This window comes from Fusobacterium ulcerans ATCC 49185 (assembly GCF_900683735.1).
Lineage (GTDB): Bacteria > Fusobacteriota > Fusobacteriia > Fusobacteriales > Fusobacteriaceae > Fusobacterium_A > Fusobacterium_A ulcerans_A.
The window spans coordinates 596025-616422 of the sequence record NZ_LR215979.1; the positions used below are offsets into that span (position 1 = coordinate 596025).

20 protein-coding genes and 1 CRISPR repeat array are annotated in these 20398 nt (G+C 29.3%); of the genes, 9 read left to right on the forward strand and 11 right to left on the reverse strand.

Annotated elements, in window-relative coordinates; genetic code table 11:
• Positions 1–41: 41 nt before the first annotated feature.
• Together E0E45_RS02710 and E0E45_RS02715 are read right to left on the reverse strand one after the other, a co-directional pair.
• On the reverse strand, positions 42–380 hold the full coding sequence (locus E0E45_RS02710) for a hypothetical protein (RefSeq protein ID WP_096403551.1): 339 nt from the start codon (positions 378–380) through the stop codon (positions 42–44).
• Between the two features lie 27 nt (positions 381–407).
• Positions 408–1124 (reverse strand): HAD family hydrolase, encoded by a 717-nt coding sequence (locus E0E45_RS02715; protein WP_096403550.1) that lies wholly within the window; start codon positions 1122–1124, stop codon positions 408–410.
• 155 nt (positions 1125–1279) lie between these two features.
• Here E0E45_RS02715 and E0E45_RS02720 point away from each other — a divergent pair, with 155 nt between their 5' ends.
• From E0E45_RS02720 to E0E45_RS02740, 5 genes are all read left to right on the forward strand, one after another.
• Entirely contained in the window at positions 1280–2104 is an 825-nt protein-coding gene (locus E0E45_RS02720) for an endonuclease/exonuclease/phosphatase family protein (protein ID WP_130889736.1), read from the forward strand.
• 15 nt (positions 2105–2119) lie between these two features.
• The gene (locus tag E0E45_RS02725; RefSeq protein WP_130889737.1) at positions 2120–2752 is read left to right on the forward strand and encodes a thiamine diphosphokinase; all 633 of its coding nucleotides are present in this window, start codon (positions 2120–2122) and stop codon (positions 2750–2752) included.
• Between the two features lie 21 nt (positions 2753–2773).
• Positions 2774–3031, forward strand: coding sequence for a hypothetical protein (locus tag E0E45_RS02730; protein ID WP_130889738.1), 258 nt, complete (start codon positions 2774–2776; stop codon positions 3029–3031).
• A 63-nt stretch (positions 3032–3094) separates the two neighbouring features.
• Positions 3095–3472 (forward strand): thioesterase family protein, encoded by a 378-nt coding sequence (locus E0E45_RS02735; protein WP_130889739.1) that lies wholly within the window; start codon positions 3095–3097, stop codon positions 3470–3472.
• A 78-nt stretch (positions 3473–3550) separates the two neighbouring features.
• Positions 3551–4801 carry a uracil-xanthine permease family protein gene (locus E0E45_RS02740; RefSeq protein WP_172604221.1) on the forward strand — a complete coding sequence of 417 codons (1251 nt, stop codon included), beginning with the start codon at positions 3551–3553 and terminating at the stop codon, positions 4799–4801.
• Between the two features lie 221 nt (positions 4802–5022).
• Positions 5023–5311: direct repeats of the CRISPR family, unit length 29 nt; unit sequence ATTGAATAGTAACTTAGAAGTTTTTAAAT.
• Positions 5312–5362: 51 nt separating this feature from the next.
• Here E0E45_RS02740 and E0E45_RS02745 read toward each other — a convergent pair.
• Genes E0E45_RS02745 through E0E45_RS02755 form a run of 3 tightly spaced genes read right to left on the reverse strand, consistent with a single transcriptional unit; the run spans position 5363 to position 8403 of the window.
• A complete protein-coding gene (locus E0E45_RS02745) occupies positions 5363–6565 on the reverse strand; it encodes a quaternary amine ABC transporter ATP-binding protein (protein ID WP_130889741.1) in 1203 nt (400 codons plus the stop codon).
• On the reverse strand, positions 6565–7428 hold the full coding sequence (locus E0E45_RS02750) for an ABC transporter permease (protein ID WP_130889742.1): 864 nt from the start codon (positions 7426–7428) through the stop codon (positions 6565–6567). Before E0E45_RS02750 ends, E0E45_RS02745 begins: the two co-directional genes overlap by 1 nt.
• A gap of 15 nt (positions 7429–7443) precedes the next feature.
• Positions 7444–8403 carry an ABC transporter substrate-binding protein gene (locus tag E0E45_RS02755; protein ID WP_130889743.1) on the reverse strand — a complete coding sequence of 320 codons (960 nt, stop codon included), beginning with the start codon at positions 8401–8403 and terminating at the stop codon, positions 7444–7446.
• Positions 8404–8739: 336 nt separating this feature from the next.
• Here E0E45_RS02755 and pepF point away from each other — a divergent pair, with 336 nt between their 5' ends.
• Positions 8740–10566, forward strand: a complete 1827-nt coding sequence (pepF, locus tag E0E45_RS02760; protein WP_147391527.1) for an oligoendopeptidase F — start codon at positions 8740–8742, stop codon at positions 10564–10566.
• Positions 10567–10757: 191 nt separating this feature from the next.
• Here pepF and E0E45_RS02765 read toward each other — a convergent pair whose 3' ends face one another.
• From E0E45_RS02765 to E0E45_RS02785, 5 genes are all read right to left on the reverse strand, one after another.
• Positions 10758–11681 carry a multidrug resistance efflux transporter family protein gene (locus tag E0E45_RS02765; protein ID WP_130889745.1) on the reverse strand — a complete coding sequence of 308 codons (924 nt, stop codon included), beginning with the start codon at positions 11679–11681 and terminating at the stop codon, positions 10758–10760.
• 20 nt (positions 11682–11701) lie between these two features.
• Positions 11702–13015, reverse strand: a complete 1314-nt coding sequence (locus tag E0E45_RS02770) for a hemolysin family protein (protein ID WP_130889746.1) — start codon at positions 13013–13015, stop codon at positions 11702–11704.
• An 85-nt stretch (positions 13016–13100) separates the two neighbouring features.
• Positions 13101–13466, reverse strand: coding sequence for an ACT domain-containing protein (locus tag E0E45_RS02775; RefSeq protein WP_130889747.1), 366 nt, complete (start codon positions 13464–13466; stop codon positions 13101–13103).
• Positions 13467–13475: 9 nt separating this feature from the next.
• The gene (locus E0E45_RS02780) at positions 13476–14360 is read right to left on the reverse strand and encodes a DMT family transporter (RefSeq protein ID WP_130889748.1); all 885 of its coding nucleotides are present in this window, start codon (positions 14358–14360) and stop codon (positions 13476–13478) included.
• Between the two features lie 109 nt (positions 14361–14469).
• On the reverse strand, positions 14470–16014 hold the full coding sequence (locus tag E0E45_RS02785) for an AbgT family transporter (protein WP_172604222.1): 1545 nt from the start codon (positions 16012–16014) through the stop codon (positions 14470–14472).
• A 559-nt stretch (positions 16015–16573) separates the two neighbouring features.
• Here E0E45_RS02785 and sppA point away from each other — a divergent pair.
• The 3 genes from sppA (at position 16574) to E0E45_RS02800 (ending at position 19858) form a co-directional block, all read left to right on the forward strand.
• On the forward strand, positions 16574–18328 hold the full coding sequence (gene sppA / locus E0E45_RS02790) for a signal peptide peptidase SppA (protein WP_130889750.1): 1755 nt from the start codon (positions 16574–16576) through the stop codon (positions 18326–18328).
• A 69-nt stretch (positions 18329–18397) separates the two neighbouring features.
• Entirely contained in the window at positions 18398–18754 is a 357-nt protein-coding gene (locus tag E0E45_RS02795; protein ID WP_130889751.1) for a YbaB/EbfC family nucleoid-associated protein, read from the forward strand.
• A 177-nt stretch (positions 18755–18931) separates the two neighbouring features.
• A complete protein-coding gene (locus E0E45_RS02800; protein WP_130889752.1) occupies positions 18932–19858 on the forward strand; it encodes an SPFH domain-containing protein in 927 nt (308 codons plus the stop codon).
• A gap of 133 nt (positions 19859–19991) precedes the next feature.
• On the opposite strand, the gene E0E45_RS02805 is transcribed toward E0E45_RS02800, so the two are convergent.
• A complete protein-coding gene (locus tag E0E45_RS02805; protein ID WP_130889753.1) occupies positions 19992–20306 on the reverse strand; it encodes a hypothetical protein in 315 nt (104 codons plus the stop codon).
• Positions 20307–20398: the final 92 nt, after the last annotated feature.

The window sequence follows — 20398 nt, forward strand, 5'->3', positions numbered from 1 at the left end:
TTATTGTTTCTTGAATATAATGTGATTTTTATGAGAAATTGTTAAATCAAAAGAATTCGGGAATCATACCGTTCAAGGATTGTATAAAATGTTAAAATATCTTTTTGTGGATAAATAACAGTATTTATGCAAGGCTCTTCTGTAACAATCTCTGTCATTTCTAAAAAAGCAGGTATAGGATTTTTTAAAGTTTCCCTATCTGCAAGTTCTATTTTGTCTATTTTTATAAAACTATATTCTCTAGTACTTTCTATTTTACCTAAAAGCAGAATATTTTGAGGTAAATCTTTAAAAGCAGAATGTTTTTCCTGAATATCAAAATTAGAAGTAAAAAACATAAACATAAATGAAATTACAAAATAAAATAATCTCATTGTCATATTTGCCTCCTTGTTAAAATTAAAAAATTATAAAGTTTCCACATTAGAATGTACTTTATAAATAACATCTTTCCTTTCTATAATGATTTCTGTATTTTTTTTCAGATAATCAGATTCTTTTATACTATTCAAAAGTTCAAGACTTGGATTAATAGCTCTGGGATGTCCAACACTAAGTAGCATACTGTAATCCCCATGAGTATCACCATAAGCATAACTTTTCATTAAATCAATACCATATTTTTTACAAAACATATCTATAGATTTCATTTTATTTTCTGAATCCCACATTGGAGAAATCTTTCCAGAAAGGATTCCGTTTTCTACATGGTATATAGAACCGCAAAAATCATCAGCATTCCATTTTTTAGCCATTCTGGACACTAAAAAATCTGGACTTCCAGAAATAAAAATAACTTTATGTCCTTGCTCTTTATGCCATTTTATCATACTTCTTGTGTAAGAATAAACTCTATTCCCTTTTAATTCTACTACCTGATCTGCCACAAAATCATTGTATTTTGTAGAAAGTCCCTTTATAGCATCAACATAAGTTTGTGTGAGGCCAAGAAGATATTTGTCATAATCTCCAACCCTTTCATCCCAGAGTTTAAAAGCTTCCTTTACTCTTGTATCGTATTCTCTGAAATCCAACAATTCATATTTTATAAGTTTTTTAAAATGCTCAGTCAGAAGAGAATTTCTATAAATTGTTCCATCAATATCAAAAAATGCCGCAATCATATATATCATCCCCTCATTTTTTATATGGAATTAACTATCCATGTTAAGAAATTATAGTTCAAAAATAAAAAAAAGTCAATTTTTCTCATTGTTTCTTGACTAAAATATGGTAAAATTAATATAATAGTATTTTTTGTAAAAAAGGTGTGTGAAATATGAAAAAAATAAAATTGATTTTTATATATTTTATATTAACAGCAGTAATTTTTGCTCAAGAAGGATATATAGCGTCTTTTAACACATTAAGACTTGGAAAAAGTCAGAAAGATTATACTTTGACAGCTCAGGCTCTTGAAATGTTTGATATAGCAGGACTTATAGAAGTAATGGATATAGAAGGGGTAGAAAAGCTTGTTAATGCTTTGAATAAAGTTTCAGGGGAGAAATGGGATTATCATATATCTCCATATCCAGTAGGAAAGAATAGTTATAAGGAATATTTTGCTTATGTATGGAAAAAAGATAAAGTAGAATTTTTAAAAGAAAGAGGTTTTTATAAAGATGTAGAAGAGAAATTTGCAAGACCACCATATGGAGCAGATTTTAAAATAGGAGAATTTGATTTTACATTTGTTCTTGTTCATTCAGTATTTGGAAAAAATGAAAGTGCAAGAAGAGCAGAAGCTTTTAAGATGAATGAAGTGTATGACTATTTTCAAAATATGGATTCAGAAGAAAATGATGTTATTATTGCTGGAGATTTCAATCTTTCAGGATTTGATGAATCATTTGAAAAATTACTTTCTCATCCAGATAAGATAATATATGCTTTAAGTCCAACTATTAAAACTACACTAGGAAAGAAAAGTCTGGCAAGTTCTTATGATAATATGTTTCTTTCTACAATATATACTAAGGAATTTACTGGAAAAAGTGGAGCTTTAGATTTTACACAGGGACAATATAGACTTATGAAAGATAAAATATCAGATCATCTTCCTATATTTATAGTAGTAGAAATATCAGAGGATGATGATTAAAAAATAGAGGTAAAAATGAAAATAGCATATGTATTTTTTAATGGGCAGCTTGAAGGAAGTAAGGAATTTTATACAAAATTAATAAATGAAAAAAAAGGGGATATTTATTGTGCAGATGGTGGAGCTAACCATTTGGAGTTTTTAAATATTTTACCATTAGAAATATGGGGAGATCTTGATTCTGTAACAAAGGAAATTATAGAAAAATATCGTATTAATAATGTAACAATAAAAAAATTTCCTAAGGATAAAGATTATACAGATGGTGAGTTAATATTACAGCATATTTCCAAGCTGGGCTATGATAAGATTGTTGTAATTGGAGGATTAGGAGGAAGAATAGACCATTCGTTAACTAATCTGAATCTTATTTTCAAATTTAAAAATCTTATGTTTGTAACAGAAAAAGAAAGAATATTCTCTATTGAAAAAAAAGCTGAATTAACAGAATTGAATGGAAAAACTATTTCTTTTGTCCCATTTTCTGAAAAAGTTGAAGGACTTACATTAGAAGGATTTAAATATCCATTAAATAAATATACACTCCATCAGGGAGATTCCATTTGTATGAGCAATATAGCCATAGAGGATATATGCAAAGTGACTTTTGATACAGGGAAATTGATGGGAATAGTATTAAGTGAATAGACTGATATAGGAGGGTAATATATGTTGAAAGTATGGATTGCTATAGGAGTATCATTATTAATAATTGCAGCATATTTTGGAGTTCTTTTAGTAAGTTCAACAAAAGAATCAGATGATAAATATGTTGTAGGAGTATTAAGAACAGGTTATAAAATATTTGAATATTTTAATAGAAAGAAAAATAATTTAGGAATATACTTTTCTTATATTATTTTATGGATAGGGTATATGGCCTTGAATGGAAGAAAACCTAAACTAAAAAAAGATACATTGAAGTAAACTATTGACAGAAACGCATTATTGTAGTATAATTTTCGAGAATTTAATATCAGGAGGGTAATAATGCTGAAAGAAGGAATGAGCTTAACACTTGAAAAAATAGTAAATGAAAATGAAACAGCAGCTAAAATTGCATCAGGAGCTTTAAATGTTTTTGCAACACCAATACTTATAGCATTTATGGAAAATACCTCATTTGAGTTGGTACAAAAAGAACTTTCAGCAGGAGAAACAACAGTAGGAATATCAGTAAATATAAAACATTTAAAGGCTAATCTTGTAGGAGATAAAATTAGATGTATATCTATTCTTGAAAAAATTGATGGGAAGAAACTTGAATTTTCTGTAAAAGTGTATCATAAGGACACTTTAGTTGGAGAAGGAAAGCATGAGAGATTTATAGTAAATGAAGAAAAATTTTTAAATAAATTAAAGGGGTAGTCTCAGTACTATCCTTTTTTTAAGGAAAAATAAAGTTTTAAATAATATATTTTAAAAGGGGGAAAAATGGAAAATAGTATGGAAAAAATAGGAAGTAAAACAAAACTCTTATTAGGAGCGCAGCATGTTCTTGCAATGTTTGGGGCAACAGTTTTAGTTCCTTTTTTAACTGGGTTAAATCCTTCAATTGCACTTATAGCAGCAGGAGCTGGGACATTGATATTTCACTTTTGCACTAAAAGGATAGTTCCAGTATTTTTGGGATCGTCTTTTGCCTTTATAGGTGCTTTAAGTTTGGTATTGAAAGAAGAAGGAATAGGAGCTGTAAAAGGTGGAGTTATAGCTGCAGGATTTATTTATTTAATAATGGCTTATTTAGTAAAAGTTTTTGGTGTAGAAAAAATTAAATCTTTTTTTCCACCAGTAGTAACAGGGCCAATTATAATGGTAATAGGACTTAGAATGAGTCCAGTAGCTCTAAATATGGCAGGATATGCAAATGGAAAGTTTGAACCAAAAAGTTTAATAATAGCTTTGGTAGTTATTATTTCTATGATTAGTATAACAATAATGAAGAAATCATTTTTTAGACTTGTTCCCATTTTAATATCTGTAACATTGGGATATATAGTAGCTATGTGTATGGGGCTTGTAAGTTTTGAACCTATTGCACAGGCAAACTGGCTGGGACTCTCAGCTGAAGCTGCTGCTGATCTTTTCACACTTCCAGCTTTTTCTTTAAGTGCGATACTTGCAATAGCTCCTATAGCTTTGGTAGTTTTTATTGAGCATATCGGAGATATTACAACAAATGGTGCTGTTGTAGGAAAGGATTTCTTTAAAGATCCTGGAATACATAGAACACTTATGGGAGATGGCGTTGCTACAATTGTGGCAGGACTTCTAGGTGGGCCAGCAAATACTACTTATGGAGAGAATACAGGAGTTTTAGCAGTAACTAAAGTTTATGATCCTTCAATTTTAAGAATAGCAGCATGTTATGCAATTATCTTAGGACTTTTAGGAAAATTTGGAGTTATTCTTCAAACTATACCTGCTCCAGTGATGGGGGGAGTTTCAATAATATTATTTGGAATGATATCTGCAGTAGGAGCAAGAACATTAGTGGATGCAGGATTAGATTTTTCTAATTCAAGAAATCTTATTATAGCATCATTGATATTTGTGTTTGGAATAGCAGTAGATAATATTGTTATATGGAAAACAGTTTCTCTTTCAGGACTTGCTCTTGCAGCTCTTGCAGGAGTGATTTTAAATAAAGTTCTTCCACTAGATAGAGAAGTGACAATAAATAAGAAAATAGATTAGTTAAAATAAATCCATTGATTAAAGAATTTTGGTTAGTGGATTTTTTTAATTTCCAAGTTAAAAAAACAATTTTTGATTTTAAATTTAGAAATTTAGATTATAATAGGAGAAAAAAACGAAAAGAATTAAATACTTATTTAGGTTGGAAAAAATTAAAATGAGATGGTATAATTAGAGCAGTAGAGAAAATATTGAAAAGTAAAAGTTGTGAATTTATGAGCATTGAATAGTAACTTAGAAGTTTTTAAATAAAGTATACTTAAATCTAAATGGAATAAGTTTAAAAAATTGAATAGTAACTTAGAAGTTTTTAAATTCTGGTAATACCTCTTTACAATATGCTTCAATTAATATTGAATAGTAACTTAGAAGTTTTTAAATATAAACTAAGGCTTGAATGGTCGGAAGCCGAAACAGATTGAATAGTAACTTAGAAGTTTTTAAATAAAATAAAAGAAGCCGCTTTGTAATTTTCGGCTTCATTGAATAATAATTTAGAAGTTTTTAATTATATATTGTAGCATTTGAAAAAAGAAAATAAAATATCAAATAAATTCTATTTTAGATTAATGTAGATAGTATAGATGCCTTAGAAACTATTCCCATAAGCTCTCCATTATCAATAACTGCAATAGGGAATTTAGTATTTGCAGCAATAGGAAGAATATCGTTTATTAGTGCATCCGAAGATGTAGTTGGAATTTCATTGAATATATAATCAGAAAGAAATCCATTTTCATTTCTACATTTAAGAGCATTGTCAATTGTTATTATTCCCAAAAATTTCATATGATTATCTATAACATAAGCACTTGAAACTCTGTTGCTTTTCATTTCACGAATAGCAATACCTGCACCTTCTTTCAAACGAATTATACAAGAAGGATTAAACATTATCTGCTTTACACTTATAACTTTAGTTTTATCAGCACTGTCAATGAATTGACGGACATAATCATCAGCTGGATTAGCTGACATATTTTCTGGTGTGTCTAACTGAATAAGTCTTGAATCTTTCATAATGGCAACTTTATCACCAAGTTTAAAAGCTTCATTTATATCATGAGTAATAAATACTATTGTTTTCTTTAGTTTTTTTTGTATTGATAATAGTTCAAACTGCATATCGCTACGAACTAATGGATCAAGAGCTGAAAATGGTTCATCCATAAGAAGTATTTCAGGATCGTTAGCCAAAGCTCTGGCAATTCCAACTCTTTGTTTCATTCCACCAGAAAGACTATTGATATTTGTATGTTCTAGTCCTTCAAGACCTACCATTTTTAATACTTCCATAGCTTTTTTTTCTCTTTCTTCTTTTGAAATACCTTTGATTTCAAGACCGTATTCAATATTACTTATGACATCCCTATGAGACATCAAACCAAAATTTTGGAATACCATTGAAATTTTATTTCTTCTAAAATCTATAAGCTCTTTTTGAGAAAATTTTCCAATATCTTTACCATCAAATAGGATAGTACCAGATGTTGGATTATGAAGTCTGTTTAAACAACGAATAACTGTAGATTTACCAGAGCCAGAAAGACCAATAATAACAAAGATTTCTCCTTGTTTTACATCAAAAGACATATCCCAGATAGCAGAAGTTACACCAGTTTTTTTAAAAACCTCATTTTTTTCTGCTCCAGATTTGAGCATTTTTACTGCTTCATTTTTATTAAGTCCATAAAGTTTTGTTAAATTTTTTACACTTAAAATATATTTTTCATCATGTGCATCATTCTCTATATTTTTGTTCATTATTTTTTCTTCACCTCGCTTCTATTGATCCATGCCTGAGTGATACGGTCCATTAGAATAGCTACTATAACAACAGCAGTTCCTGCAACAAGACCACGGCCTATCTCAATACGATTTACCCCTATAAGGACTTCCATACCTAGACCACTAGCACCAATCATTGAACATGTAACAACCATAGCCATAGCCATCATCAATGTCTGGTTTACACCAGTCATGATGGTAGGAAGAGCTTGAGGTATTTGTACTTTCCATAATGTCTGAAATTTTGTAGAACCAAATGCTCTTGCAGCTTCAACCACTTCTTTATCTACTTGTCTGATACCATGACTTGTAAGTCGGATAACAGGAACTATAGCATATATTGTAGTAGCAATAACTGCTGGAGCTTTTCCAAGTCCAAAGAAAAGAACTGCTGGAATAAGATAGACAAAGACAGGCATTGTCTGCATTGTATCAAGTATAGGTCTTACAAAACTGTTTATTTTCTCATTACCAGAAATTAATATTCCTATTGGGAATCCAAGCAAAAGAGATATAAATACAGCAGCAAGAACAATAGAAAGTGTATCATTCATTAAATCCCAAAGTCCAATTACTCCTATGAAAAAAAGCATACAGCTATAAAGTATTCCATTTCTTAATTTACCTGTAAGTCTCCATCCAGCAATGAATACAAGAAAAACAAGTACCCACCAAGGAATAAAATTAAGTATGGTCAATATACCACCTATCAATCCATTTAAAATATTTTTTATAACATTAAAAAATCCACTAAATTGAATACTAAAATTTTTAACAGTTTTATCAATAAGAGCAACATCTATATTCAATTTGAAGGGGAAATTAAAAATCCAATCCATAATGTCCTCCTGTTATTAATTTAAAGCTTTTCTTACAGCTGCTGCTTTATCAGCATCCAGCCATTGATCGATTAAGTTATCATTGTTTTTCAGAAGCCATTTAGCAGTAGCATTGTAGTTATCTCCAGTTTCCTGCATATGTGCTAAAGCTTCAGATGTCAATTTACTTGAAGTATGATATTTGCTAAGAAAAGCAGCAATTTCTGGAGATTTTTCTTTAAATTTATTACTTGCACCAATAGTTACTTTTACAGATGGACAAGCAGTTTTCCCTTCAAGAAATGCTTCAGCATTATATGGCTCATCTTCTAAAAGGACAAAATCATATTTACCTAACAACCAAGTTGGTTCCCAGTAATAGCCTACAATTGGTTCTTTCTTTTCATATGCTGCTGTAAAAGCAGCAGATAAGGCAGCATCTGAACCTGGTCTGAAATATACAAAATCCTTATCTAAACCATAAGCTTCATATTTTTTATACATAATATTATCTATTTCCCAACCTGGAATAGCACCATAAATACGTCCTTTTTCAGGATTTTCACTATCTTTGAAAAGTTCTTTGTATTTAGGCAGATCTTTTACAGATTTAAGATCAGGAGCCATAGTTTCTATTACATATTTAGGAACATATATTCCTTGTCTGTTATCATCAAAGTTAACCCCTAATTCTTGAAAAAGTCCAGCTTTTAGATCTGGGTAATAGCTAGGAATATTGTCAGTCCACTCTTCCATATGTATATCTATCTCACCACTTTTAATTGCTTCATGCAAAATAGGCGTAGAACCAGGAACTTCACTCCAAGTATATCCAAATGCGTTTTCTATAATAAAACCTGCAACAGCATTGTGAACTTTATTACTGTCCCATCCTGCATCTGCAAAACGTACCTCTTTTTTATCACTTCCACCACATCCTAAGAATACTAATGTAAGAAAACCAGTGAAAATAAAAGTAAGTATTTTTTTCTTCATATAAAACCTCCTCTTGTGAATTAAAACTTATATTAATTTATTATTCGACTATAAACAAAAAATTCTTTTTTTAAAAGTAACAACTTTATTTTATAACTAAGTTGTTACTTTTGTCAAGATTTTTTTGTAAAAGTATGCTATAATAAAAAAGTATATGATTAGTAATAATAGGGGGTAAAGACTATAAAAAAGATATTTGTAATTGGATTTTTAGCTGCACTCATAGGTGCAAAATTTTATTTTCAAAATGAAGGAAAGGGAAAAGAAAATCATAATAATGAAGATATAAAAATAGAAAAACAAGAAGAGAAAGAAGGAGAAAAAATGGAAAAGAAAATTTTAAAAAGGGAAGATATAGATAAAAAATATAAATGGAATTTAGAAGAATATTATCCAAATTGGGAAGCATGGAACAGAGAACTTGAGCAAACAAAAGAATTAATGAAAAAAGTTCCGGAATATAAAGGGAAAATAAAATATAGTTCTGAAAAATTTACAGAAATGATTCAATTGGAAGAAAAAATAGGCAGAACAATAGAAAAATTGTATATATATCCATATATGTTGAAAGACATTAATTCAAAAGATGAAATAGCTTCTATAAAATTACAGGAAATAATGGCAATACTTACAGAATATTCTGTGGCTACTTCTTGGATGACACCTGAAATATTGGAAATATCAAAAGAAACAATGGAAAAATGGATAGAAAAAAATCAAATTTTACAAGAACATAAATTTAGTTTGATGGAAATATATAGATTACAAGGGCATGTATTAGATGAAGGAAAAGAAAAACTCTTATCTTATTATGGGCAATATATGGGAGCTCCAGATGATATATATGGAGAACTTTCTATTTCAGATATAAAATGGAATGAAGTAGAGCTTTCAGATGGTTATAAAGGACCAGTGACTAATGGTATTTATTCAAAAGTTTTATCTACTAACAGAAATCAAGAAGATAGAAAAAAAGCTTTTGAAGCTTTATATGGATCATATGATGCTAATAAAAATACTTATGGAGCTATATATAGATCACTTCTTCAAAGAGATGTAGCTTCATCAAAAGCTAGAAATTATAATTCTACACTAGATAAGGCTCTTGAACCTAAAAATGTGCCATCTGAAGTATTTGAAACACTTTTGAAATCAGCAATAGATAATAATGCACCACTTCAAAGATATGTAAAACTTAGACAAAAAGCTTTAGGATTAGAAAATTACCATTATTATGATAATAGTATCAATATTGTTGATTATAATAAAGAATTTTCATATGATACAGCAAGAGAGATGGTATTAAATTCAATAGCTCCATTAGGAAAAGACTATAGTGAAAAAATGAATAAAGCTCTTAGTGAAGGTTGGATAGATGTATATGAAACTGAGAACAAAAGAAGTGGAGCTTATTCAATTGGAATTTATGATGTTCATCCATATATGCTTTTAAATTATCAGTCTACTATGAATGATGTATTTACATTAGCACATGAGCTTGGACATACAATGCATACAATACTTTCTAATGAAAACCAGCCATATGCTTCTTCTAACTATACAATATTTGTAGCTGAAGTAGCATCAACATTTAATGAAAGACTTATGCTTGATTATATGATAAAAAATAGTGATGATCCAAAAGAAAAAATAGCATTACTGGAACAAGCTTTGGGAAATATAGTAGGGACTTTCTATATTCAGACTTTATTTGCTAACTATGAATATCAGGCTCATAAATTAGTAGAAGAAGGAAAAGCAGTAACACCAGATGTATTAAGTGGAATAATGAATAATCTGTTTAAACAATATTTTGGAGAAACTCTTACTATGGATGAACTTCAAAAAATAGTTTGGGCAAGAATACCACATTTTTATAATTCACCATATTATGTATATCAGTATGCAACAAGCTTTGCTTCATCAGCAAATTTATATGACAGAATAACTAATGAAAAATATAAAATAGAAGAAAGAGGAGCAGCAACTTCTGCATATCTTGAACTATTAAAATCAGGTGGAAACGATCACCCAATGAATCAGCTGAAAAAAGCTGGGGTAGATTTGGAAAAAGAGGAGAGCTTCCATGCAGTAGCAAAAGAATTTGATAGACTGCTGGATCAACTGGAATCTGAGCTTGAAAAATTAGAAAACAACAAGTAAAATTTAGGAATAAAACAGGAAGCAGAATAGGAAATAAAAGTTATAATATTTGATGTTGATATTAAAAATGGCATCAATATCTCAATTAAATAAGAATCTGCTCCATAGAAGAAATATGAATAATAAAAAAGAGTGTCTCAAAGATTGGATATAAATCCTGTTTAAGAGGCACTCTTTTATTTTTATTTTATTTATTCCTGAATAAAACTATTAACCATCATTCCAATAGCTACTAAGATTATTCCAACTATTCCTAAAGTAGTAGGGACAGTGTCATGGAAAACAAGAATACCTCCTGAGAGAGTGAATATAAGCTCTCCAACCTGTGTAGATTCTACAACAGCAAGTTTGTGAGTATCTCCTTTAACCATATCAGTAGCTTTGAAAAACATTATTGTGGCAATAACTCCAGATGAGACAGCAACAATAAAAGATTGAATAAGCTGATTATGGCTTGGAGGTCCTGTCTGCACAAAACCAAATATTACAATGATTATCCAGAATGGAATACTGCATAATGTCATTCCAAATACCCTTTGAAGAGTACTCAATCTGTTGCTGCATAATTCCATCATTTTACGGTTTCCCAGTGGATAAGAAAATGCTGCAAAAAGAACAGGAACAACCACAAAAAGACTGTCAATGATAGATATTTTTTTAGCTTCTTCAGAAAGCATAAGAAATATACCAGTCAAAATAACAAGAGAAACAAGCAGAAACTTTTTTGGAATATGGCTTCTTATTTTTTTCCCATCAACTATTGTGTAAAAAAATGGAGACATAAGAGCACCAGCAATAATAGTCAACTGCCATGTTCCTGCTACCAGCCATGAAGCTCCATATGCTGAAGCAAAACTTAAAGGAGCATAAAAGAATCCAAAACCTACAGTACTCCATATAAACCATGAAACAGGATTTTTTTTGATATCTTCAATAACTGGGGATAATTGTTTTTTTGTTGCTACTATACAAAATAAAATAGGAAGCATAAAGAGATATCTTAAAGATGAACTCCAATACCAGCTTCCTCCTCCTATATTCATCTGTCTATTAAGGACAAATGTAAAGGAAAAGAAAAAAGAGGCTCCTATTCCAAATAAAAGTGCTTTTTTCATTTTATTCTCCTATTAAAAATCTACTTTAAAATAAGTTCAATTTTATCTATTCTATTTTCTTTTATACTTTTTATTTTAAATATAATATCATTTACTTCTATTTCTTTATCAAGATATGTATCATCAGGTATTTCACCTAATATGTCTATTAGATATCCTGATATAGTATTGTGATTTTTAGAAATAATATCTATATCAAGGTTGTCTATAAGGTCATCTATAGAATAAATTCCATCAACTAAGTAAATATGATTATCAATTTTTTCAAGTTTAGGTTCATTATCATCATACTCATCATCAATATTTCCCATTACTTCTTCTACAAGGTCTTCCATAGTTACTATTCCAGAGAAGCCACCATATTCATCTATAAGTATAGCAATATATTTTTTAGATTTCTGCATTTCCTTAAATAATGTATCTATATTTTTACTCTCAGGAACAAGATAAGGTTTACGAAGTATAGAACGAATATCTACATTTTCAAAGCCTTTATTTCTTGCTTCTAAAATAAGGTCTTTTATATAAAGGACACCTATAATATTGTCAATATCCTCTTCATATACAGGTATTCTAGAATGCTTAGTTGAAAGCAGTTCATCTAAATACTCAGTAATAGAAGCATCAATATCAATAGAATAGACATCTGTTCTTGGAATCATTATTTCTGAAGCTAGGATATCATCAAATTCAAATATAGAATTTATCATTTCTTTTTCAGTTTCATTAAATACTCCATTAGCTTGTCCAACTTCTACCATAGATCTTATTTCTTCTTTGGAAATATTTTCTTCAAGATTTTCAGCTTTCATTCCTAAAATCTGAAGAACAAAATTTGTAGAAAAAGACAGAAGTTTGATAAATGGTGAAGTAAGTTTTGAAATAAATAAAACAGGTTTTACAGTAAATAGACTTACTATTTCAGCTTTTTGCAAAGCAATACGTTTAGGTACAAGTTCACCAAAAACTAAAGTAAAAAATGAAAGAATAATAGTAACTATAATAATTGCAATTGTTTCTCCATAAGGAATTCCTAATTTTGTCATGATAGCATTTAAAGGATAGGAGAAACTAGTAGCAGCAGAAGCACTTGCTAAAAATCCTGAAAGTGTGATTGCTACTTGTATAGTAGATAAAAATCTTGTAGGTTCTTTTAAAAGTTCCTGAAGAAGCTGAGCATTTTTATTTCCCTCTTCAGCAAGTATTTTAATCTTATTTTTATTCACAGAAACTGTAGCCATTTCTGCACCAGCAAAAAAAGCATTTGCAATAGTTAAAATTAAAAGAAATAATAATTGAGATATGACGTTGGTCGTACCAGGTGTTTCATCCATAAAAAAATCCTCCTAAAATAATTGATTTAAATTAAGAGGATTTTATCAAATTTAATAATAAAAGTCAAAGTATATTTATAAAATTTTATTTGAAGATATAATTAGATTGTTTTAAAATTTCTACTGCTTTATCAAATTTATCAGCTTTTAAAAGAATATAGTCTGTATTGTATGTAGAAACAGCAAATATACTTATTCCATTATCAGCAAGAATAGTAGAGATTTTAGCAAGTATACCAATCAATGAAAAATCTAAAACTCCTTCTATTCTAAAACCTTTCCAGTTGTTGTCACATTCAATATATTCTTGAGGAACATACTTAGTAGAACATACTAATGAAAGCTCTTCATCAGTTTTTCCAATGAAAATAAATTCATCCTCATAGTTTATATCATTTAGATTTTTTATCTTACAGATGGAAAAATCATTAGGTAAAATTTTTAAATTCATAAAACCTCCTTATAAAAAAAATAAAGCAATTCCAATAACAGAAACAAATGCTCCAGCTATCTCTCTAATTTTTACTTTTTCTTTGAAAACAATTATAGAAATTGGAATTACTATAATTGGACTAATAGAAGAAAAAGTAGAGGCAACACCAGCATTTATTAAATTAAATGCAGAAATAAGAAAAGTGATACCAACAGTAGCTGTAACAGTACCTAATAAAATAAGTCCCATAAGTTTTTTGTCAGTAAAAGAGAAAAATATTCTTCCCCATTTTTTCTTAAATGTGAGATAAAATAAAAATACTCCCATAGCACAAATCATTCGTATTTGCGTAGATGAACTAGGATCATATCCCCTTGCCCCTATTTTTGTAAAGATGTTGCCAAGAGCTTCTAAAATAACTGCAGTTGTAATAAAGGCTATTCCTTTAGGAGAAAGCTTCTTATCTTCTAGATTTTCACTTTTAGGTTTTAATACTACCATAAGGACTCCAGAACATGTGATAAACATAGCTAATGTCTGAATTAGTGTAAGAGATTCCCCAAGGAACAAAAATCCAAATAAACCTACAATAAGAGGAGTCATTGTCATAAAGAGCATACATATTCTTGCCCCTATGAGGATATAAGACTCATAAAGAAACATATCTCCAAGAAAAAGTCCAATTATTCCAGAAATACTCAAGAAAGTCCAATTGTGTAATGTAGAATCAGTTGGGAAAAATACCCCCCTTGAGAGAAATGTAACTGAACCAAGCATAATTATTCCCATAATAAGTCTTATTACATTAACTGTTACACTGTCAGCTTTCTTAGAAGCTGCTTCAAAAAATATAGAGCTAAATGCCCAACCAAAAGCTGTTATTAAAGCATAGAGTTCCCCCAAATAATTCATTTTTTCCTCCTATTTTTTTATTTGTTAAGATACATTATAGTATATTTTTTAAAAAATAAAAAGAGAAATAAAAAAGAACCTGATTTTAATCATCAGGTTCTTAAATTTATTATCCTAACATTTTGCTGAATTCAATAAATACTCCTGGTCCAATTGGTAATCCAAAAGCAAACCAGATAGCTAAAAGGATAGTCCATCCAAGTAAGAAACAAATTGAGAATGGAAGCATCATTGAAATAAGAGTTCCCATACCAGAATCTTTATCATATTTTTGCATGAAAGCAACTATCATTGCAAAGTAAGACATTAATGGAGAAATGATATTTGTAGATGAATCTCCAATTCTGTAAGCAGCTTGAGTAAATTCAGGTGAGTAGTTAAGTTCCATAAGCATTGGAACGAATACTGGAGCCATGATTGCCCATTTAGCTGATGCAGAACCCATAAATAGATTAATGAATGCAGTGAATAGAACGAATCCAAGAATTAATGGTAATCCTGTAAATCCTATTGATTTAAGAGTGTCAGCTCCTTTAACTGCAAGGATAGTTCCTAGATTTGTATACCCAAAGTATGCTATAAATTGAGAAGCTGTAAATGCAAGGGCCATATATCCACCCATTCCAGCAAGAGCTTTGCCCATAAGTTTAGCAACATCTTTATCACTTTTTAAAGTTTTAGCTGTAAATCCATAAGCTAATCCAGGAAGTAAGAAGAAGAACATCATTGCTGGAATAAGTCCAGAAGAAGTCCAAGCTTTTAAGCTTCCATCAATTTTTAATACAGCATTAGCTGGCAAAGTAAGAACTAACATAACTGCAAGGTAAGCAAGAACAACTAGACCAGCAGCTCTCAATCCTTTTCTTTCAAGATCAGTTAATTCTTTCATGTCATGCTCAACATCACCATGATAAGGACCAAGTCTAGGTTCTACTATTTTTTCAGTGATAATAGTACCTAAAGCAGTGATGATAAATGTAGATACAAACATGAAATAGTAGTTAGCAGTTGCAGCAACAAAATAATCAGGTCTGATAAGTCTTGCAGCTTCTGTAGTAATACCTCCAAGTAATGGGTCAGTAGTTCCTAGTAAAAGGTTAGCAGAGAATCCTCCTGATACTCCAGCAAACGCAGCAGCTAATCCAGCTAGTGGATGTCTTCCAAATGAAAGGAAAATAACTGCTCCTAAAGGAACAAGTACAACATATCCAGCATCAGATGCAACGTTAGACATAACTCCAGCAAAAACAACTATAGCAGTTATAGCTCTTCTTGGAGTTCCCATAACAACTTTTTTGATGGTAGAAGACATAAGTCCGCTTCCTTCACAAACTCCAATACCAATGATACCTACAAGAACTGTACCTAATGGAGCAAACCCTGTAAAGTTTTTAACCATAGAGTTAAATATATATCTTATACCAGCAGCATTAGTTAAAGACTTAACAGTAACTGTTATTTCTTCAAAGTTTCCAGTTTTTTTGTTTAAAGCATTGTAAGTAGCAGATACACCCATTTTTTCAGTAATTCCAGATACTATAATAATAGTTAAACAGAATAACACAAAAAGTGTCACTGGATGTGGAAGTTTATTTCCACCAACTTCGATGAAATCAAGGAACTTGTTAAAAAAGCCCTTTTTTTCTTGCTTCATTTGATTCATAAAATCCTCCCTAAAACTTATTCTTGACCTTTTTGATATCAAAAATTATCATTTGTTTTTAACAATTTGTATATATTTGAAATCAAAAGTCATTATCTGAACAAATTATACATGGAAATGATATTAAAATCAATTTGATATTACTTATGGAAACAATATATTATATATATTATTGAAAGAAACTGGGTATATAAGAACTTGATTAATAGTATTAAATATATTGAAAGAGTAAAAAAATAGTATGATTTAATAAAAATATATATATTTAATTTAAAAAATATTTTATTTTAAAAATAAAAAAGAAAATTAATAGGAATAAATATTAAGAATAAAGAAGTAAAAAAAATATAAAGAATAATTTTGATGTTATTTTATTCATAGTAGAGAAAGGTGAAAAATAGAATTTAGTATATGGTCATTGTATTAAAGAATTCTAAAGTTATCTGTTAAATGAAAAATTATTTTAAAAAAGTGATAAAGTTTGACACAAGTGTGTGGAACTGTTATTATAAAACTATAAGGAATAAATTGTAGAGGCAGGTGTAGCATAGTGAAATTTTTAAATTTTTTAAAGAAATTTATTTTAGGAACAATTTTATTTGTAATAAAAGAAATATTTTCTTTTTTCATAAAAGCTTTTTTGTTTCTAGTGGTAATATTTTCAATAGGAATATTTTTTACAAAAACAGCATTAGAAAAAGATAAAATAACTATTGAAAAAGGAAGTTATATAGAAGTAGATTTATCAAAAGAGTATAAGGAAAAAGGAAAAAATTTACCTGAGTTTTTAAAAGGGCAAGAGACTAACTTTTTTTCTATGTTAAAAACTTTTGATTATATAGAAAGAGATAAAGATATTAAAGGAGTAGTGTTAAAGCTCGATAACTTATCACTTAGCAGTGCTCAGATAGAGGAGCTTGGTAAAAAATTAGATAGCTTGAAGAAGAGTAAAAAAGAAGTATATTCTTATATGACAATGGCTGATAATAAAAACTATTCATTAGCTATAAAAAGCGATCATATATTTATGCCTCCTGCAATGAGTGCACCTGTAAATATAACTGGTTATTATGGAGAACTTATGTACTATAAACTTCTAGCAGATAAGCTAGGTATAGAATTTAATGTTATACATGTTGGAAACTATAAAGCATATGGTGAAAATCTTACAAAAGAACATATATCGAAGGAGTATAAAGAAAATATAGAAAGAATGTATAACAAAAAATATGATAATTTTGTAAATAATATAGCAACTGAAAGAAAAGTTAATCATGATTTTATTAATGAAAAAATTCTTAATGGTGACTTAATGGCATCAGAGCCAAATCAAATGAAAAAATTAAATTTGATAGATGAATTTATGTATTATGATCATCTAAAACAAGTTATTGGTGATGGAAAACTTGTTTCATTTGAAAATTATAATTCTTTTCTGTCAAAAAATAATCTTTTAGGATTGAATGGAAATAAGAGAAAAGATAAAATAGCTGTGATATATGCTGAAGGAACAATGTTTATGGACAGTACTTCAGGAGGAATTTCTGGAAGTATAACTCCAAATGTGTTAATAGAAGAGATAAATAAGGCACTAAATGATAGTAGTGTAAAAGGAATAGTTTTAAGAATAAATTCACCAGGAGGATCAGCATTATCAGCCAATATTATAAGCAATAAGATAATAGAAGCTAATGGAATTAAACCTATATATATTTCAATTGGGGGTGTAGCCGCTTCAGGAGGATATTATATAGCTGCTTCAGGAGAAAAAATATATGCAGATAAGGAAAGCCTTACAGGTTCAATAGGGGTAGTAAGTATAATACCCAACATAAAAAAAATGCTTGGGAATGTATCTATTAATGTAGATGAAGTTAAAAAAGGAGAATATTCAGATATCTATTCTATGGTGAAAGATTTTGATGCAGATAAAAGAGATAAACTTTATGCTTCAAATTTAAAAGTATATAATGAGTTTTTAGATACAGTATCTTTTGGAAGAAAACTTAATAGACAACATGTGGAAAGAGTAGCTCAAGGAAAAGTATGGTTAGGGGAAGAAGCCTTAGAATTAGGATTAATAGATGAAATAGGTGGATTAGAAAATACTATAAAAGGACTTGCAGATGATTTGAAATTAAGAGATTATGATACTGTTGAGATAATAAATGCACCTAATTATGACTCTATTATAAAAAAATATGTTCCAGCAGTAAAAATATTAGAAAAATATGATTCGTTTATTTTAGATAAAGAACTTTATTTTAAGCCTATATATTATTTTCCTTATGATATAAACTTATAGGTTGAAAAAATAGGATATATTATGATATAATCAATCGTGAAGAACAAAAATTTTAGGAGGAAAAAAACAATGGTAAGAAAATTAAAGGGTGGAAGAACAGGTAATGGAGCTTCAAACCAAATGGATATATTAAAGCAAGCTCAATCTATGCAACAAGAAATGATGATTGTTCAAGAAGGGCTTAAAGCAAAAGAGTTAACAGCATCAGTTGGTGGAGGAGCTGTTACAGTAAAAGTTAATGGACAAAAAGAACTGTTAGAAGTTAAATTAAGTGATGAAATAGTTAAAGAAGCTGCTGAAGATAAAGAGATGCTTGAAGATCTTATTCTTTCAGCTGTAAAAGAAGCTATGAGACAAGCTGATGAATTAGCAGAAGCTGAAATGGGAAAAGTAACTGGTGGAATCAATATCCCTGGACTATTCTAATAATAAATGTACAGAGACTGAAATTTTTTCAGTCTCTTTTTTTCATTAAATGATAAAAAATTAGAAATTAAGATAAAATGCAGAATTGAGAAAATTATATTTGAAATTATCTGTTTTAATTCCAGTTATTTTATGGTATCATTAAGTGTATTATCAACTTATTTAAGGAGGAAAAAAATGAGTTCATTTATTGTATTTTTACTATTTGTATTTATTGTGGTATTAATAGCTTTTCATGTGAGAATAGTACCTCAATCAAGAGCTTATGTAATAGAAAGACTTGGAGGATATAAGGAAACTTGGAGTGTTGGAATAAATTTTCTGGTTCCTTTTATTGACAGAGTTGCAAAAAGAGTTTCTTTAAAAGAACAAGTTATTGATTTTAAACCACAGCCTGTTATAACTAAAGATAATGTAACTATGCAGATAGACTCTGTAATATATTTCCAGATTACAGATCCTAAACTATATACATATGGAGTAGAAAATCCTATGAATGCTATAGAAAATCTTACTGCTACTACTCTTAGAAATATAATAGGAGATATGGAACTTGATGCCACTTTGACTTCTAGAGATACTATCAATACTGAAATGAGAGCTATTCTTGATGAAGCTACAGATCCATGGGGAATGAAAATTAACAGAGTAGAATTAAAAAATATAATTCCACCTAGAGAAATTCAAGATGCAATGGAAAGACAAATGAAAGCTGAGAGAGAAAGAAGAGAGGCTATTTTAAGAGCAGAAGGACAAAAAAAATCAGCAGTTCTTGTAGCAGAAGGAGAAAAGGAATCTCAAATCTTAAGAGCAGAAGCAGAAAAACAATCAGCTATCCTAAGAGCAGAAGGGCAAAAAGAAGTTGCTATCAAAGAAGCTCAAGGTAAAGCAGAAGCTATACTATCTGTACAAAAAGCAGAGGCAGAAGCAATTAAATTATTAAAAGAAGCAGATGCAAGTAAAGAAGTACTTATGATAAAAGGAATGGAAACATTCAGTAAAGTTGCAGATGGTAAATCTACTAAGATAATTATTCCATCGGAATTACAAAACTTAACTACATTCAGTACTTTATTTGGAGAATTCAAAGAAAAAGATAAATAATTTTATTAAGGTGGGCTTTCATAATTGTGGAGGCCTTTTTTTATTTATTTCCATATATTTTTTATTTTAAAAAGTTCACTATTTTTATAAAAATCAGAAAAAAAGAGCTCTAAAAAGAGCTCAGTTTAAAAAATTAATCTTCCATTTCAAATTCCCGAATTGCTTTTGCTGTGATTACCTTTACTTTAGAAGTGTCAAAAGTACTGTTCATACTGCATTTATTGCAGGTACTGCAATCTCCATCACTGCAGCAGTTAGAAGAACAGTCAGTTTTAGGATTTCTAGCTTCATAAGCTTCATATGATTCTAAATATCCATTTTTTTCCAGAGTTTCATAAGCTTTTACAAGCTCTTCTTCGTTTATTCCTAAATTTTTCATTATAGCACTGTCACTATAGACAGCTGATGAAAGAAGGAATTTTATAAGTTTTATTTCGATATCAGTCATAATTTTTCCTTTCATAAATAAGATATGTTTAAATAAATTATATCATATCCTAGACAGAAATTGGAAAAAATATTATAATATCATATCGCAAA

Bases quoted from the DNA above. Each gene is read 5' to 3' on its own strand.
- E0E45_RS02710 (WP_096403551.1), bottom strand. From the start codon at position 380: ATGACAATGAGATTATTTTATTTTGTAATTTCATTTATGTTTATGTTT.
- E0E45_RS02715 (WP_096403550.1), bottom strand. From the start codon at position 1,124: ATGATTGCGGCATTTTTTGATATTGATGGAACAATTTATAGAAATTCT.
- E0E45_RS02720 (WP_130889736.1), top strand. From the start codon at position 1,280: ATGAAAAAAATAAAATTGATTTTTATATATTTTATATTAACAGCAGTA.
- E0E45_RS02725 (WP_130889737.1), top strand. From the start codon at position 2,120: ATGAAAATAGCATATGTATTTTTTAATGGGCAGCTTGAAGGAAGTAAG.
- E0E45_RS02730 (WP_130889738.1), top strand. From the start codon at position 2,774: ATGTTGAAAGTATGGATTGCTATAGGAGTATCATTATTAATAATTGCA.
- E0E45_RS02735 (WP_130889739.1), top strand. From the start codon at position 3,095: ATGCTGAAAGAAGGAATGAGCTTAACACTTGAAAAAATAGTAAATGAA.
- E0E45_RS02740 (WP_172604221.1), top strand. From the start codon at position 3,551: ATGGAAAAAATAGGAAGTAAAACAAAACTCTTATTAGGAGCGCAGCAT.
- E0E45_RS02745 (WP_130889741.1), bottom strand. From the start codon at position 6,565: ATGAACAAAAATATAGAGAATGATGCACATGATGAAAAATATATTTTA.
- E0E45_RS02750 (WP_130889742.1), bottom strand. From the start codon at position 7,428: ATGGATTGGATTTTTAATTTCCCCTTCAAATTGAATATAGATGTTGCT.
- E0E45_RS02755 (WP_130889743.1), bottom strand. From the start codon at position 8,403: ATGAAGAAAAAAATACTTACTTTTATTTTCACTGGTTTTCTTACATTA.
- E0E45_RS02765 (WP_130889745.1), bottom strand. From the start codon at position 11,681: ATGAAAAAAGCACTTTTATTTGGAATAGGAGCCTCTTTTTTCTTTTCC.
- E0E45_RS02770 (WP_130889746.1), bottom strand. From the start codon at position 13,015: ATGGATGAAACACCTGGTACGACCAACGTCATATCTCAATTATTATTT.
- E0E45_RS02775 (WP_130889747.1), bottom strand. From the start codon at position 13,466: ATGAATTTAAAAATTTTACCTAATGATTTTTCCATCTGTAAGATAAAA.
- E0E45_RS02780 (WP_130889748.1), bottom strand. From the start codon at position 14,360: ATGAATTATTTGGGGGAACTCTATGCTTTAATAACAGCTTTTGGTTGG.
- E0E45_RS02785 (WP_172604222.1), bottom strand. From the start codon at position 16,014: ATGAAGCAAGAAAAAAAGGGCTTTTTTAACAAGTTCCTTGATTTCATC.
- E0E45_RS02795 (WP_130889751.1), top strand. From the start codon at position 18,398: ATGGTAAGAAAATTAAAGGGTGGAAGAACAGGTAATGGAGCTTCAAAC.
- E0E45_RS02800 (WP_130889752.1), top strand. From the start codon at position 18,932: ATGAGTTCATTTATTGTATTTTTACTATTTGTATTTATTGTGGTATTA.
- E0E45_RS02805 (WP_130889753.1), bottom strand. From the start codon at position 20,306: ATGACTGATATCGAAATAAAACTTATAAAATTCCTTCTTTCATCAGCT.